The sequence below is a fragment of the Pseudomonas sp. PICF141 genome (genome assembly GCF_002286815.1).
In the GTDB taxonomy this organism is placed as follows: domain Bacteria; phylum Pseudomonadota; class Gammaproteobacteria; order Pseudomonadales; family Pseudomonadaceae; genus Aquipseudomonas.
In genome coordinates this window covers 43247-59656 of sequence record NZ_MUNM01000084.1, presented here as the reverse complement: position 1 = coordinate 59656, position 16410 = coordinate 43247, and the positions used below count along the sequence as shown (strand labels likewise).

General features: G+C 59.7%; 12 protein-coding genes. 5 read left to right on the top strand and 7 right to left on the bottom strand.

Going from position 1 to position 16410, the window contains the following annotated elements:
* Position 1 precedes the first annotated feature (1 nt).
* Positions 2 to 853 (bottom strand): flagellar motor stator protein MotA, encoded by an 852-nt coding sequence (gene motA / locus BZL43_RS25110; protein ID WP_008009851.1) that lies wholly within the window; start codon positions 851 to 853, stop codon positions 2 to 4.
* Positions 854 to 1008: 155 nt separating this feature from the next.
* On the opposite strand from motA, the gene BZL43_RS25105 reads away from it, so the two are divergent.
* The 4 genes from BZL43_RS25105 (at position 1009) to BZL43_RS25095 (ending at position 6518) form a co-directional block, all read left to right on the top strand.
* Positions 1009 to 2541, top strand: a complete 1533-nt coding sequence (locus BZL43_RS25105; protein ID WP_095634769.1) for an HDOD domain-containing protein — start codon at positions 1009 to 1011, stop codon at positions 2539 to 2541.
* 260 nt (positions 2542 to 2801) lie between these two features.
* A complete protein-coding gene (locus tag BZL43_RS28345; RefSeq protein ID WP_168185147.1) occupies positions 2802 to 3617 on the top strand; it encodes a rhodanese-like domain-containing protein in 816 nt (271 codons plus the stop codon).
* Between the two features lie 18 nt (positions 3618 to 3635).
* On the top strand, positions 3636 to 4496 hold the full coding sequence (gene asd, locus BZL43_RS28340) for an archaetidylserine decarboxylase (RefSeq protein WP_168185146.1): 861 nt from the start codon (positions 3636 to 3638) through the stop codon (positions 4494 to 4496).
* Between the two features lie 231 nt (positions 4497 to 4727).
* Positions 4728 to 6518, top strand: a complete 1791-nt coding sequence (locus BZL43_RS25095; protein ID WP_095634768.1) for a molecular chaperone — start codon at positions 4728 to 4730, stop codon at positions 6516 to 6518.
* Between the two features lie 99 nt (positions 6519 to 6617).
* Here BZL43_RS25095 and serB read toward each other — a convergent pair whose 3' ends face one another.
* Positions 6618 to 7832 carry a phosphoserine phosphatase SerB gene (gene serB / locus BZL43_RS25090; RefSeq protein ID WP_095634767.1) on the bottom strand — a complete coding sequence of 405 codons (1215 nt, stop codon included), beginning with the start codon at positions 7830 to 7832 and terminating at the stop codon, positions 6618 to 6620.
* A 135-nt stretch (positions 7833 to 7967) separates the two neighbouring features.
* Between serB and BZL43_RS25085 the strand changes: the two genes are divergently transcribed.
* Complete coding sequence (locus tag BZL43_RS25085; protein ID WP_095634766.1) at positions 7968 to 9503, top strand: AhpA/YtjB family protein; 1536 nt, start codon at positions 7968 to 7970, stop codon at positions 9501 to 9503.
* A gap of 281 nt (positions 9504 to 9784) precedes the next feature.
* On the opposite strand, the gene BZL43_RS25080 is transcribed toward BZL43_RS25085, so the two are convergent.
* The 5 genes from BZL43_RS25080 to parE form a co-directional block, all read right to left on the bottom strand.
* Positions 9785 to 10498 (bottom strand): membrane integrity-associated transporter subunit PqiC, encoded by a 714-nt coding sequence (locus BZL43_RS25080; RefSeq protein ID WP_095634765.1) that lies wholly within the window; start codon positions 10496 to 10498, stop codon positions 9785 to 9787.
* Between the two features lie 176 nt (positions 10499 to 10674).
* The gene (gene parC / locus BZL43_RS25075) at positions 10675 to 12939 is read right to left on the bottom strand and encodes a DNA topoisomerase IV subunit A (RefSeq protein ID WP_095634764.1); all 2265 of its coding nucleotides are present in this window, start codon (positions 12937 to 12939) and stop codon (positions 10675 to 10677) included.
* Between the two features lie 7 nt (positions 12940 to 12946).
* Positions 12947 to 13471, bottom strand: a complete 525-nt coding sequence (locus BZL43_RS25070; RefSeq protein ID WP_095634763.1) for a TIGR02281 family clan AA aspartic protease — start codon at positions 13469 to 13471, stop codon at positions 12947 to 12949.
* Positions 13468 to 14457, bottom strand: coding sequence for an esterase-like activity of phytase family protein (locus BZL43_RS25065; protein WP_095634762.1), 990 nt, complete (start codon positions 14455 to 14457; stop codon positions 13468 to 13470). Before BZL43_RS25065 ends, BZL43_RS25070 begins: the two co-directional genes overlap by 4 nt.
* A complete protein-coding gene (parE, locus tag BZL43_RS25060; RefSeq protein WP_095634761.1) occupies positions 14457 to 16361 on the bottom strand; it encodes a DNA topoisomerase IV subunit B in 1905 nt (634 codons plus the stop codon). Before parE ends, BZL43_RS25065 begins: the two co-directional genes overlap by 1 nt.
* Positions 16362 to 16410 lie beyond the last annotated feature (49 nt).

The following is a 16410-nucleotide window of genomic DNA, read 5'->3' as shown; positions in this document are numbered from 1 at the left end:
CTTAGCGACCGCGAACCGCTTGTTCCAGCTCAGCGAAGCTAGGACGGTGCGCGGGGTACAGAACCTTGCGACCGAATTCCACTGCCAGCGATGGCGGCATGCCGGAAGCCGAAGCCACCAGGGAGGCCTTGATGGCTTCGTAGACGTTCAGTTCTTCCTTGGCGTCGTGGCCCAGCGCATGGGCCAGCGGGCCAAAGAATCCATAGGCCGCGAGAATACCGAAGAAGGTACCTACCAGCGCCGCACCTACGTGCAAGCCAATCATTTTCTGGTCGCTTTCACCCAGCGAAGCCATGGTCACCACAATACCCAATACCGCCGCAACGATACCGAAACCCGGCATGGCATCGGCGATGCCGTTAACCGCGTGGGAGGGGTGGTCCAGGTCTTCCTTGAGGCTGGTCAGTTCCATGTCGAACAAGCCTTCCAGCTCATGGGGAGCCATGTTGCCGGAAGACATGATGCGCAGGTAATCGCAGATGTACGCCGTCATGCGGTCATCTTTCAGGACTGCCGGGTACTTGGCGAAGATCGGGCTCGCGGCGGCATCTTCGATGTCGCCTTCGATTGCCATCATGCCTTCGCGACGGCTCTTGTTGAGGATCTCGTAAATCAGGCCCAACACTTCCAGGTAGAAGGTGTGGTTGAAACGCGAACTGAACATGCCCAAGGATTTCTTGAGCACATGCATCGTCATATGACCGGGGTTGGCTTGCAGGAATGCACCAAGGGCCGCGCCACCGATAATCATCACCTCGAAAGGCTGAATGAGAGCGGCAATCTTGCCGTGGGAAAGCACGTATCCGCCGAGCACGCTCGCGAATACGACGATGATGCCGATAATTTTAGCCATAGGTAGGAGAGCACTTACTGAGTCGGGTTCAAGGTCATATTCGGAAGTTAAAAAATCTCTTCTTCTCCTTATCGGCAAAACTGCGCCAGACTATAGCCCGTTAAGGCGAAAAGCCAATTTGACCCACGCAGGGATAGGTAAAGCAGCGTCCAGACATGGCTAACGAAACGAACGTCCCAACGCCAAAACCGACCACCCTCGAAGGCTGGGTCAAGCTGCTCGATGGTGTGCGCCTGCCGGTTCCGCAAGCCAGTCATGACCGCGTTTGCAAAGCCATCCGCGATAGCCGCAGCTCGCTGCGCGAGATTGCCGAAATGATGCAAGACAGTCCGGCCCTGGCCTTGAGTGTGATTCGCGAAGCCAATCGCCACACCCATGGCAGCATGAGTACGCCAGCTGAAAATCTTGAAGTGGCAATCAATCGCCTCGGTTTAAAACGCACCGAAGAGTTGCTCGAGCGCTTGCCCGCCGAACCGCAATCGCAGATCCCTGCTGCACTGCGCCAGCTTCAGTTGATCAGTCAGCATGCCACCCAACAGGCCAACGGTTTTTTTGCCGGTCGCCTGGCGCGGTTGTGGCAGGACATTCACTGGGGCAGCCTGCTGTTTCTTTCGCCACTGTGGCCCATGGCATTGACCCATCCGCAGCTGCTGGAAGAATGGGAGCTGCGGGTCATCCATAAAGGCGAGTCGGCACGCAACGTCGAAAAGCAATTATTCGGCGTGCGTCTGCTGGAAATCTGTCTGGCGCTAGTGGATGTCTGGCGTTTGCCGATCTGGGTCCAGCAGGGTTATCGGCTGCTGCGGAGCGAACAACGCGAACTGGTGAAAGTTCTGCGCATCGCACGTGACGATGAACACCCGCTACGCCAACAGAACCGTCTTGATGATGACCCGACGTTGCGGCGCTGGCTCAACCAGCCCGCCAACACCGTGTTGCTGGCCAATGGTCTGGCGTTGTCGGCACAACAGGCCTGGGACAGTCCTCACTGTGAACGCTGGCAGTACCTGACCAGCCTTTATCTGCAAATGCCGATGGATGAAGTGCAGCAACAGTTGCACCAACAGGCCGCCAACAGCGCTCGGCAACATGCCATGCCGGACCTCTGGCACCCGGCCGAATCACTGATCTGGCCGCAGGGCATGAACCGCGTTCATGCCGGTTTGCTACCGGCCCCGGCACCCACCGCCGAAGACTTGGCGAAGTGGCGTAAACAATGTGCCGAGTTGCTGCTGGAGCCGAGCCGATTTACCAATGCCATGCATTTGACCACATCGGCTCGAGACGCCCTGGTGGCGTGTGGCATGCGGCGGGTAATGATCCTGATGGCTGACCGCACGCACGCCAATCTGCGTGTGCACCAGATTGCCGGGCTGCCCAAGGAAGTGGCCGGACTGAACCTGGCGGTCAGCCAGAGTCCGGTGCTGCAGCGTCTGCTCGCACAACAGGCTCAGGTGCGCCTGACGCCGGCCAACAACGCCCAATTCTCCGCCCTGTTGCCGGCCAGCCTGCGTTCGCTGTTCAGCGGTGAACACCTGCTGCTGCGTTCTCTGGTCAACAATGGTCGGGTGATCATGATCGTGGTGGCGGATCAGGGCGGCGGGCCGTTCTCGGAAATCACCGTGCAAGCGTTCGGCAAAACCGCGCAATGCATTGAAAAAGCCCTGCACAGTTTTAGCCACCGCTAGGGGCTGATGCTAGTCAGTTAAGAAAAGGACGTGCCAAATGCAGTGTTTGTGGCGAGGGGGCTTGCCCCCGTTCGGCTGCGAAGCAGTCGCAAATCCAGTGGATGCAGTATGCCTGGCAGAATGAGGTTGTAGGTTTTAGGACTGCTTCGCAGTCCAACGGGGGCAAGCCCCCTCGCCACAAGCCCGTGCAGAAATAACTGATAACAGGCCTTCGTGACGCTGCGCTACAATCCTCCCCCTTTGTGCTCTGGAGACCTCACATGTCTGACTTCTCTGGCTTGGCGCTAGTGATCGAGCCGAGCGAGCTGCTCCCGCGTCTCGACTCCCGCGAACTGATTCTGGTGGACCTGACCAGCAGCGCCCGCTATGCCGCCGGGCATATCCCCGGGGCACGCTTTGTCGACCCAAAACGTACTCAACTGGGTCAGGCGCCTGCGCCGGGCCTGCTGCCGACCCAAGCCGCGCTTGAAGCATTGTTCGGTGAACTGGGCCATAACCCCGATGCGGTCTATGTCGTCTATGACGACGAAGGCGGCGGCTGGGCCGGGCGCTTTATCTGGCTACTGGACGTCATCGGCCACCGCCATTACCACTATCTCAACGGTGGCCTGACGGCCTGGCTCGCAGAAGGCATGCCCATGTCGATCCAGATCCCGCCAGCGGTCGGCGGCCCGGTTGCCCTGACCCTGCACGACGAACCCATCGCCACCCGCGAATACCTGCAAAGCCGTCTCGGTGCCGCTGACCTGGCAATCTGGGACGCACGCGGACCGCTGGAATACTCTGGCGATAAAGTGCTGGCGGCCAAGGGCGGGCACATTCCGGGCGCGGTCAATTTCGAATGGACAGCTGGCATGGATCAGACGCGCAACCTGCGCATCCGCACCGACATGCCAAAAATCCTGGAACAACTTGGTATCAGCAAAGACAAAGAAGTCATTACCCACTGCCAGACTCACCACCGCTCTGGCTTCACGTATCTAGTAGCCAAGTCGCTCGGTTATCCGCGAGTCAAAGGTTACGCCGGCTCTTGGGGCGAATGGGGCAACCATCCCGACACGCCCGTAGAGATTTAAGTTTTTCAAGGACAGTCAATGAATAAGCGTTTGTTTATCCTCAGCCAATACCTGCTGCCCCATCACTTGCTCTCGCGACTGGCCGGCTGCATTGCCGAATGCCGCGTGCGCTGGTTCAAGAATGCCTTAACTGCCTGGTTCGCCAAGCGTTATCAAGTGGACATGTCCCAGGCACTGGTCGAAGACCTGACGGCTTACGAGCACTTCAATGCGTTCTTCACCCGCGCCTTGAAAGACGATGCCCGTCCGCTGGACCCAACCCCAGGGGCGATCCTCAGCCCGGCCGACGGTGCCGTCAGCCAGCTCGGCCCGATCGAACACGGTCGCGTTTTCCAGGCCAAGGGCCACAGCTTCAGCGTGCTGGAACTGCTCGGTGGTGACGCGGCCAACGCAGCGCCATTCATGGGCGGCGATTTCGCCACCATTTACCTGTCGCCCAAGGATTACCACCGCGTGCATATGCCGCTGGCTGGCACTCTGCGTGAGATGGTCTATATCCCCGGCCGCATCTTCTCGGTCAACCAGACCACTGCTGAAAACGTACCGGAGCTGTTCGCTCGCAACGAGCGTGTGGCGTGCATTTTCGACACCGAACGTGGCCCTATGGCCGTGGTACTGGTAGGCGCAATGATTGTGGCGTCGATCGAAACTGTCTGGGCCGGGCTGATCACGCCGCCCAAGCGCGAGCTGAAAACCTTCCGCTACGACGAAGCGGCTCGTGCGCCGATCCATCTGGAGAAAGGCGCGGAACTGGGTCGCTTCAAACTCGGTTCTACGGCGGTCGTGCTGTTCGGGCCGGATCAAGTGAAATGGGCTGAAGGGCTGGGCGCTCTTTCGCCAGTGCAGATGGGCCAGGGCATCGGCTTGCCAAGCGCCTGATCCCGGACCCGCCGCCCCGAATTTCTTCCGGGCGGCGGGTCCCCTGTAGGAGCTGCCGAAGGCTGCGAACTTTTGATCTTGATCTTCGGCGCGCTCTGAAAAAAAATCGCAGCCTTCGACAGCGCCCACGAAGGCAAGCGTGACGTAAATATCGCGATACTCCCTCCCCGTTCATAGCTGCTACAGTCAAGTCATTCACTGCCCATTTCCCGGTCGGAGTTTGTTTACGGCATGAATGAGACCAATCCCGTCTTGCTGCTGCGCGCACCAATCCCGACACAGTCGCGTTTGTCTTTCTGCGAAGCCACGCCTCGCGACCTCAAGCGCTGGATCGCCAACCTGCCCAAAGCCAACATCGGCGAGACTGCTCGCCAGTTGTATCAAGGCTTGAGCGAACTGAATCAACTGCTCACCCCCAGCGACAATCGCCTGCAATTGCTCGAACTGTTGCGGCCCGAGGTGTATTACGTCTGCAAACACCTGGAGCGGCATTTCCTGCATCAGGCGATTGTGCTCGATGAGCGCTCGCGCAAGGTCGCCAACCTGTGCCAGGCACTGCAGAGCCATTTGGCGATCGGCTACAAGCAAATCGTCATTCGCGTCACGCCGCGCTTGAGCAAAGACCGCGCGCCGCTGCTGACCCAGGCTTTGCAGCGGGCAATCCATTGCCTGAACGGCGCATTGATCCGCGCCACCGAACTCTATTGCCCGGTGCCCGAAAATCTGTGGCTGGAACTGCATCAGCTGTATCGGATTGGCTGTCAGTTCCAACTGCAAAATCTGAATGTGCGCGATGAACTAGCCAGCCAGACGCAAAAGCTGAGCATCGAGCAAACCTACGTCGTCGCCCTTCTGCTAGGGGCTTCACGCTGCAATCAACTGCGCCAGAACCAGATCGCCCGGCTCGCCGAGGTGCTCGAACCCTGGAGCCAGTGGATCAAGCTGCAACCGGCCAAACCCGACAACGGGCTGTTTGCCATCGCCCCGAATCTCGATACCGGGCCGCGCTACCGCTCCAAATTCTCCACCGAACAACAGGAGAATTTGCTGGGGATCGACCCGCACCCCTTGGTCGTGGCTATCGAAAACCATCTGCAGCAGACGGCCGACAAAGTATCGTCGCTGCTCGTGCCTGCGGGGCTGAATCTGGATACGCTGCAACACCTGCATGCCGCCTGGGGCCAGGCTGCCGAGCGCAGTTTCCATCGCACTGTCGGGCATGGCACGTTGACCCTGTGCGTGGGCATGAGCGCTTTGCACTTTTATGTGGGCGGGCGACGCCCCTTCAACGACATCCTGAAAAAACCCGGCGCCCGCCCCGCGCGGTTTTCGGCGAGCAACCCCACAGCTCGCGCCAAAGACCAATGGAGCCAGGCCTTCGACGCCGCGCCTCATGGCACCGCAGATACGTTGCTGCCCTATGAAGAGATTGAATACCCACATTTCCAAAACGATGACAGTCATGAGGCGACTGACCGCCAGCAGCATTTCCCGACCTATGTGCTGCCGGTGATCAATCACAGCCCTGGTGGTTATTGCCTGGCCTGGCCTGGCGCAGTGCCCGCCGAGCTGCAGACCGGTGAGATAGTGGGTCTGGAGGATATTGCCGGCCAAGGCTGGAGCATTGCAACGGTGCGCTGGATCCGCCAGGTACGGGGCGGCGGCACGCAGATGGGTATCGAGCAAGTCGCGCCTTACGCCGAACCCTGCGGCCTGCAACTGATCCGATCCCACGGCGAGCATAGTCAGTACTTGCGCGGGCTATTGCTGCCCGCCATCAGCGCCATTGACCTGCCGGCCACTCTGCTCACGCCGCGCCTGCCGTTCCAGGAAGGCAATAAGGTGTTGATCAATACCAACGGCGAGGAACGCCTGGCCGGGCTGGAGCATCGGTTGGCGAGCACCAACAGTTTCAATCAGTTTGCCTACCGTTCGCTTGAGAAAACCAGAAACGAAAACGCCGCGGGGAGCGGCGTGGTGGGGGTAGCGGAGGAGTTTGATTCGTTGTGGAAGTCGCTGTAACGGGGAGCCCAAAAGCAAAAGATCGCAGCCTTCGGCAGCTCCTACTGGCGTTCACATACCCATGTAGGAGCTGCCGAAGGCTGCGATCTTTTGATCTTCTTAGAGCTGTCCGTCGCGATCCCGGAAGCCCAGCAGATACAGCACGCCATCCAGCCCGAGGGTGGAAATCGCCTGTTTCGCCGATTGCTTGACCAGCGGTTTGGCACGGAATGCCACACCCAGCCCGGCAATCGCCAGCATCGGCAGGTCGTTGGCACCGTCACCGACGGCAATCGTCTGTTCCAGACGCAAGCCTTCCTTATGCGCCAGCTCACGCAGCAGATCCGCCTTGCGCTGCGCATCGACAATCGGCTCGACCGCCACGCCGGTAACTTTGCCATCGACCACCGCCAGTTCGTTGGCGAACACGTAATCGATGCCCAGCTTGGCCTGCAGTTGCTTGGCGAAGTAGCTGAAGCCGCCCGACAGAATTGCCGTCTTGTAACCAAGGCGCTTAAGTTCGGCAAACAGGGTTTCGGCGCCTTCGGTCAAACGCAGTGAGGCGCCGATGGATTCCAGCACACTGATATCCAGACCTTGCAACAAGGCCAGACGCTCCTTGAAACTGGCGCGAAAATCCAGCTCACCGGCCATCGCTCGCTCGGTGATTGCGGACACCTGGTCACCCACACCGGCGATCTTGGCCAGTTCATCGATGACTTCGGCTTCGATCAGCGTCGAATCCATGTCGAACACCGCCAGACGGCGGTTACGGCGGAACAGCGAATCTTCCTGGAAGGCGATGTCGACGTTCAACTCTTGAGAGACGCTGAGGAATTCGGCGCGCAGCGCTTGCGGGTCGGCCGCTTCGCCACGTACGGAAAACTCGATGCAGCCCTTGCCCTTGTCCGCCGGGGTGTCTAGCGGCATGCGCCCGGACAGGCGATCGATATGGTCGATGTTCAGGCCATATTTGGCGGTGATCGAGCTCACACGCTGCAGTTGCTCGGCGGTGACCTTGCGGGTCAGCAAAGTGACAATGTGGCGTTTCTTGCCCTGATTGCCGACCCACAACTGGTAATCCTCTTCGGACACCGGCGTGAAACGCACCTGTTGCTCAAGCTCATAGCCTTTGAACAGGATGTCCTTGAGTACCGAATTGCCTTGTTCGGTATCAGGAATCTCAACCAGGATGCCGAACGACAGGGTGTCATGGATCACCGCCTGACCAATGTCGAGAATGTTCACACCACCCTGTGCCAGAACGCCGGTAATGGCCGCAGTCAGACCCGGACGGTCGACTCCCGTGATGTTTATCAGGACGATTTCGCGCAAGGCGCACCCCCGCAGGTGGAAAAAAACCGCATTCTACCCATTTTCAGTGACCATCGGACACCGCGAGCGCTTTGACGGTCTATGGCCTGTCGCTATACTGCGCGTCAACTTCACGGACTAAAGAGCCGAGCTCAAGTGAACCGGCCCACGCCAGTAAAAACCGATAACTTCTTTCTGTTGATCTTTCGTGCACTGCGTCATCGCCGTGTACCGATCGCATTGCGCATTGCCAGCCATAACGTGATCCTGGTCGCCCTGGCCCTGGTCATTTATGCCGGCGTGATGGGTTTGCAGTTCAAGCAAGCCATGCACGAGCAGGCGGATGCCCTGGGTGAAAGCCTGACCACCCAGACCGCGACCTCGGCCACGGAGCTGTTGGTGTCCAATGACATCCTCAGCCTGAACGTGCTGCTCAACAACCTGACCAAGAACAAACTGGTGGCCCACGCGGCCATTTACAGCGTGGATAACCGTATCCTCGCTGAAGCCGGTCAGCGTCCCAAGCACGGCCTGTTGGGCGAAGCAGAAGGCATGTACCAGAGCAAAATCACTTTCCAGGACGTGACTGCCGGGCAACTGCGCATCAGCCTGGACATGGATCAGTTCCAGCAACCGATGACCATCAGCCTGCAAAGCATGGGCATTTTGAGTGCGATTCTGCTGGCGCTGTCTCTGGCCTTGAGCCTGCGCCTGGGGCGCAATATCTCTACGCCGCTGCTGCAATTGCGGGTATGGCTGCGCAATATCGACGAATACACCCCGGCCACCGAGCGTCAGGATGAGGTCGGCGACCTCGCTCGCCAGCTGCACGCCAATTTCGCGCCGGAGCCTGCCGAGCCGGAACCTGCGCCGGAACCTGAATACGACGACGGCGACTACGAAGATGCCGACGATAACGAGCCGGCCTTCGAGGTGCGTAACCTGCGCGATCCAGGCTTCGACGAAACCAGGCCTGTCGCTGGCCTCAAACCTGCGCCGCGACGCACTGTCAGCACCGTCGAAGACGATGAGGATGACGAAGATCCGTTTGCCGATCTGCGTGATGACGCGACAGGCAGTGCACCGAAACCCGTCATCAAGCCGCACGTCTCGAACCTGCCGCAGCACAGCGCGGTACTGGCTGTGCAACTGGGTGCGCAAGATCAACTGCGCCGCCTGCCCCGCGCACGCCTGGAAGAGCTGCTGAAGCGCTATCGCGATTGCCTCGATCAGGCCGCATCGCTTTACCAGAGTGAACTGCACACATTGAATGATGGCAGCACGCTGATGCTGTTCCACAGCGAAGACAGCGGCGACGATTACCTGACCAACGCCATCTGCTGCGGTGAGTTGCTGCGCGCCTTGGGTCATCAGTTGCAGATCGAAGTCGCTGACAGCGGCATCACCCTGCAATTGCAGCTGGGTCTGACGCTGGGTGACGAGTTGTTCGGCTTGAGCCAGATCGACTTGCTGCTGACTGAAACCGCTCAGGATGCATTAGCCTTGTCGCAACACAGCCGCAACCTGCTGCTGGTGGAGCGCAAGATCAATGACGACGCGCTGATTCGCCAGCGTGCGCGAATCCGCCCGATCGCAAGCCCAGAAGGCGCATGCTGCGTAGAGCGCTTGATGGAGCCTTATCCGTCGATGCTGGAGCGGCAACTGGCGCGGATGCACGAACGCCGGGCGTAACGCCAGCCTCGGCTGTAAAGAAGCCCGCAGATGAGTGATCGTCTGCGGGCTTTTTGGTACCCCTAAACTCCTGTAGCAGCTGCCGAGCCTGCGAGGCTGCGTTCGGCTGCGCAGCAGTCGTAAAATCAGACGATGGGTGCGGTCAGGCAAAACGCGTCAACAGGTTCTGCGAGGACTTCGTCCTCGAACGCAGCCTCGCAGGCTCGGCAGCTGCTACGACCAATCTGCAGAAACAACAAAGCCCGCATCAATGGCGGGCTTTGCTTTGGATCAATCCAGGCTTAGAACCTGAACACTTCCATATCCGTGCGAATCGGCGAAGCCATCGGAATTTTCTGCTGCTTCTCTGGCCCTGCTGCCGGTGTCACAGGCTTGGCAGCTGGTTTGCGAGGTGCTTCGGCGATCGGCGGCTGGTTCGCCAGTGGCTTGAGCGCCGTCGACAGCTGCTCGGCCAGACGCTGCAGCAACACACCTTGAGCCTGAACCTGAGCCGCAGTCCCGCCGGTGTGCTGTTCCTGCAGATGAATGATACGGTTATCACGCACCTGACCACGACGATCGATCAGCCGCCATTGCGCATCCAGGATCGCCGGTTGCGATGCACCCGAGTCCAGTCGCGTGATTGTCAGCAGCACCTGAACATCCGGCGTGAAACCTAATGTCGCCGGTGCCAGGACAACGCGCTGACTGTCCAGATGGCCGGCAACCTGACGCAGCAACAGCTGATCGATGTCGGACGACAGGCTGCCGGCCCAACGACCATCAACCGAAGCTTGCAAGCTGCCATCGGGCTGACGCTGCAACAAGGTTTCGCGTTGCAGGTAGTCGGCAACCGTCACCGGGCCAAGCAATACCGCCATGCCGGCGCTTTGCGCAGGCTGAGCCGGACTTCCGCTGTCCAGTTGATACAGCGACACCGGTTGGTGAACGCTGCAACCCGCCAGGCCAAGTACGCCGGCGAGCATCAAAATAAAAGGAAGGCGCAGAGCAGTCATCGTCCCATCCAGGTGGCTGCCACAAGGCTAGCCATAGTGAAAATACTCAAAAAATATGAAGAACGCTCGGCCACGCCGGCGCTTGAAAGGCCATATCATCCGTGAATATGCGTTCCGACTCCAGCGGCAAAGCGTCGATCTACGCGTTAAATCGCAGATCGAGCGCTCTAGGACGCTTAATTGAGGTTTTCGACGAACAGCGCATCCACCCTCTGAAAGCCACGTGGCAGTTTGTTACCACGGCGCCCACGCTCACCTTTGTAGTGTTCGAGGTCGTCCGCCTTTAGCGACAAGGTGCGTTTTCCGGCCTGGAGCACCAACGTGGCACCTTCAGGCAAAACGGCAATGTCGGTGACATATTCTTCGCGACTGGCAACACGCTCACCGGAAATCCCGATGATCTTATTCCCTTTACCTTTACCTAATTGTGGCAGATCGCTGATTTTGAAGATCAGCAGGCGACCTTCGGTGGTCACCGAGGCCAGCCAATTGTGCTCACGATCGGCTACCGGACGCGGCAGAATCACTTTGGCGTTGTTCGGCAAACTCAACAGGGCCTTGCCCGCCTTATTCTTGGCTTGCAGGTCTTCACCCTTGACCACGAATCCGTAACCGGCGTCGGACGCGATCACGTACAGCGAATCATCTTCCGGCATCAGCACGCATTCGAAACTCGCCCCTGGCGGCGGCGTCAGGCGACCGGTCAGCGGTTCGCCCTGGCCACGGGCCGAGGGCAAGGTGTGGGCGGCGACCGAATAACTGCGACCGGTGGAGTCGATAAACACCGCAAACTGGTTGGAACGCCCGGCCGCCGAGGTCTTGAAGCCATCCCCAGCCTTGTAGGAAAGCCCGGTGGCATCGATCTCGTGGCCTTTGGCGGAGCGAACCCAGCCTTTTTCCGACAGCACGACGGTCACTTTCTCGTTCGGCAACAGATCGTGTTCGGTCATTGCCTTGGCTTCGGCACGCTCGATGATGGGCGAACGACGGTCGTCGCCATATGTTTCGGCGTCCTTGATCAGTTCACTGCGTACCAGTTTTTTCAATTTGGCTTCGCTGCCCAGCAGGGCTTGCAGCTTGGCCTGCTCCTTGAGCAATTCATCCTGCTCGGCACGCAGCTTCATTTCTTCCAGTCGCGCCAATTGACGCAAACGGGTATCGAGAATGTAGTCGGCCTGGATTTCGCTCAGGGCGAAGCGCTCGATCAGGCTGGCCTTGGGGTGCTCCTCGGTGCGGATGATGTGGATCACTTCATCCAGGTTGAGGTAGGCAATCAGCAAACCGTCCAACAGGTGCAAGCGACGCTCGACCTTGTCCAGGCGGAATTGCAGACGTCGACGCACGGTCTGTACGCGGAATTCCAGCCATTCCACCAGCAACGCTCGCAGGTTCTTGAGCTGCGGCTTGCCGTCGAGGCCGATGATGTTGATGTTGACCCGGTAGCTGGATTCCAGCTCGGTGGTCGCGAACAGGTGCTGCATCAGCGCGTCATGATCGACCCGGCTGTTGACCGGGATGATCACGATGCGGCATGGGTTCTCGTGGTCCGACTCGTCGCGCAAATCCGCGACTTGCGGCGCTTTCGACGGTTTGGCTTGCATCATCGCGGCGATCTGCTCGAGCACTTTCGCGCCAGAGACCTGATGCGGCAGCGCCGTCACGACAATATCGCCGTCTTCGATGTGGTACACGGCGCGCATGCGCACCGACCCGCGACCGGTTTCGTAGATTTTCAGCAGGTCGGCGCGGGGCGTGATGATTTCCGCTTCGGTCGGGTAATCCGGGCCCTGGATGTGTTCGCAGAGTTGCTCGACGGTGGCTTTGGGCTCATCGAGCAAGCGCACGCAAGCGGTCGCGACTTCGCGCAGGTTATGCGGCGGTACGTCGGTGGCCATGCCCACGGCGATACCCGTGGTGCCGTTGAGCAGGATATTCGGCAAACGGGCCGGTAACACCAACGGCTCTTCCAGCGTGCCATCGAAGTTAGGGCCCCAGTTGGCGGTGCCTTGGCCCAACTCGCTGAGCAGCACTTCGGAATAACGCGACAGCCGTGCTTCGGTGTAACGCATGGCGGCGAAGGACTTCGGATCGTCCGGCGCACCCCAGTTGCCCTGGCCGTCGACCAGCGTGTAGCGATAGCTGAATGGCTGGGCCATCAGGACCATGGCTTCGTAGCAGGCCGAATCGCCGTGCGGGTGGAACTTGCCGAGCACGTCACCAACGGTACGCGCCGATTTCTTGTGCTTGGAATCGGCGTCCAGCCCCAGCTCGCTCATGGCATAGACAATACGCCGCTGTACCGGTTTCAGACCGTCGCCGATATGCGGCAGGGCACGGTCCATGATCACGTACATGGAGTAGTTGAGGTAGGCATTTTCGGTGAAGTCAGCCAGCGAGCGGCGTTCTACACCGTCCAGGCTGAGATCAAGGGAGTCGCTCATGCGGGCCTCATCGGTTCGTTGTCTGGCGCAGCAGCATGGTGCCACCGCGCTGGGTAAATTCAAGTTTGTTCAGGGCGCTCATGCCGAGCAGCACCTGATTGCCGTGCAAACCGGGCGCCACCAGCGCGCGAACGTCACGCAGCACGATGTCGCCCAGTTGCAGGCGGTCGAGCCGGGTTCGATAACCCTCGCTCAAGCCATTGGCCGTGCTCAGGGTTACCGCGAAGCCTTTTTCCAGTTTCAGTCGCTCGGCCAATTCGGCCGGGATCGCCACGTCGGTCGCGCCGGTGTCGAGCATGAAATCCACCGGCTGGCCGTTGATCTGGCCAGTGGCGACAAAATGCCCCTGACTGTTGCTGATCAGCTTCACTTCGATAAAGCCTTCGCCCTGCTCGGAGCTGACCACCCCATTCGGGTTTTGCTGGCGCTCCTCCCATTGACCGAAAAACCGTGTTGCCAGAAACAACGCCGCGCACCAGGCCAGTACCATCAATACTCGACCGGCGCGTTTGCCTGGCGGTTGCTGGCTCATGGCTTGGCACTCCAGCCACCTTCAGGCGCAGCAAAGCGCCAGACAATCGGGCGTTTCTCGCCGTCGACGCGCGCGCCATTATTGTTGTCGATACCAATCCAGGCACCATCGGCGTCCACGATCAACGCTTCCGTCAGCCCAAAGGGCTGTGAATAACGACGATTTTCCTGCAAGGCTTCGGCGGCAAACGACCAGCAGCGCTCGACCTCGCCCGTGGCAGCATCGCGACGGCAAACCTCAAAGGCATTGCGTTCCAGGGTAAACAATTTGCCGTCAAACAACGACAGATCGGCAAAATCCCGGGAGCGCGCTCTGGCCTTGGGAAATTGCGCGGGTTGCATTTCCACCCCAGCCTCACTCAGCAGCACACATCTACCGTTGCAGTCCCAGACCGTTTGCTGGCGCTTGATCATCAACAAACCGCGACGCTCACGTTCGGCGGCCAGCCACAGCGTGTCACCGGCCGGATTGATCGCCAACCCTTCAAACACCCCATTGAAGTGCAGCAACATACCGCTGGCCCGTGCTTCGCGTACCAGCATCGGCGAGATTTTCAGCCAGGACGCAGGCCCGAATGGCGGTACTTGAAGCACCGCGGCACGGGCTTCGCTGACGATGTAACGATTACCGGCGCTGTCGCAGGCAATACCTTCGAAATCCAGGTACCCGCCCCGCACGAACGATGCCGCCCAGGTCCGCGAACGCAAGCCCCAGGGCAAACCGCTGTCAGGTGCCACGGGTATGTCAATGCGCACGCTTTCGGCTTGCCAGGTAGGGCTGCGAGTATCCAGGCGATAGATTTGATCATCGTCCCGATCCGAAACAGTCCACAGATCCTTACCACATTGGGCCAGACCCGACAGATTGCCGCCGCGCATGCCGTCGACGGCATGCTCGGACAACAGGCGCAATTGGGGTGCAGGCTCCGCCGAAACCGTTACCGAGGTCAGCAGCAACACACACGTCAGGGCCCAGCCCAATCGCATCAGCCCAGAACCTCGGCCAGGTTGCCCTTGGACTCCAGCCAGGATTTGCGATCACCCGCGCGTTTTTTCGCCAGCAGCATGTCCATCATTTCCGAGGTGGCATCGAAATCTTCCAGCGTCAACTGCACCAGGCGCCGCGTGTTCGGGTCCATGGTGGTTTCGCGCAATTGCGGCGGGTTCATTTCACCCAGACCTTTGAATCGGGTGACCTGTGGCTTGCCGCGCTTCTTCTCGGCGACCAGACGATCGAGGATGCCATCGCGCTCGGCTTCGTCCAGGGCATAGTAAATTTCTTTGCCCAGGTCGATACGGTACAGCGGCGGCATGGCGACGTAGACGTGGCCGGCATCCACCAGTGGACGGAAATGCTGGACGAACAAGGCGCACAACAACGTGGCAATGTGCAGACCGTCGGAGTCGGCGTCGGCGAGGATGCAGATTTTGCCGTAACGCAGCTGGGCGATGTCCACCGAGCCCGGATCGACCCCGATGGCCACGGCGATGTTGTGCACTTCCTGGCTGGCCAGCACTTCGCCGCCGTCGACTTCCCAGGTGTTCAGAATCTTGCCGCGCAACGGCAGGATCGCTTGAAATTCCTTGTCCCGCGCCTGCTTGGCCGAACCGCCAGCGGAATCACCTTCCACCAGGAACAGCTCGGAACGCATCGGATCCTGCCCGGCGCAGTCGGCGAGCTTGCCCGGCAGCGCCGGCCCTTGGGTAATGCGCTTGCGCTCGACCTTCTTGCTGGCCTTCAGACGACGGCCGGCGTTGTTGATCGCCAATTCCGCCAGCAGCAGGCCCATTTCCGGGTGAGCGTTGAGCCACAGACTGAAAGCGTCCTTGACCACACCGGAAACAAATGCCGCTGCTTCACGGGATGACAGGCGTTCCTTGGTCTGGCCGGAGAATTGCGGCTCCTGCATCTTCATCGACAGGACAAACGCAATGCGCTCCCAGACATCTTCCGGCGCCAGCTTCACACCGCGCGGCAACAGGCTGCGAAATTCGCAGAATTCGCGCATCGCATCGAGCAAACCCTGCCGCAGACCATTGACGTGCGTACCGCCCTGGGCCGTCGGGATCAGGTTGACGTAGCTTTCCTGGACGCTGTCGCCGCCTTCAGGCAGCCACAGCAACGCCCAATCGACTGCTTCCTTATTACCGGCCAGGCTGCCGCAGAACGGCTCGTTCGGCAGCCGTTCGAATTCGCTGACCGCGTCTACCAGGTAGGAGCGCAGCCCGTCTTCGTAATGCCATTCGACTTTCTCGCCGGTGGCCTTGTCTTCAAAACTGACCAGCAGCCCCGGGCACAGAACGGCCTTGGCCTTGAGCACGTGCTTGAGGCGGCTGATGGAGAATTTCGGCGAATCGAAGTACTTCGGGTCCGGCGCGAAAAATACGCTGGTGCCTGTGTTGCGCTTGCCGACAGTGCCGATCACTTCCAGGTCGGTTTTCTTGTACCCATCGGCGAACGTCATCTGGTATTCGTTGCCGTCACGTTTTACACGCACCCGGACTTCGGTCGACAAGGCATTGACCACGGAAATACCCACCCCGTGCAGACCGCCGGAGAACTGGTAGTTCTTGTTGGAAAACTTGCCGCCCGCATGAAGCTTGGTGAGGATCAGCTCGACACCCGAGACACCTTCTTCGGGGTGAATATCCACCGGCATGCCACGGCCGTCATCGCTGACTTCCAGAGAGTGATCGGCATGCAGGATGACCTGCACCGATGTCGCATGCCCGGCCAAGGCTTCGTCGACGCTGTTGTCGATGACTTCCTGGGCGAGGTGGTTCGGCCGACTGGTGTCGGTGTACATGCCGGGGCGTTTGCGCACCGGGTCGAGGCCCGAGAGGACTTCGATGGCGTCTGCGTTATAAGAGCTAGCGCTGGGAGTGGCCATGGGGTCTCGTCGTCCGCCTGTAAAAAGTATTCTGTGAAAAAGAGTGTTC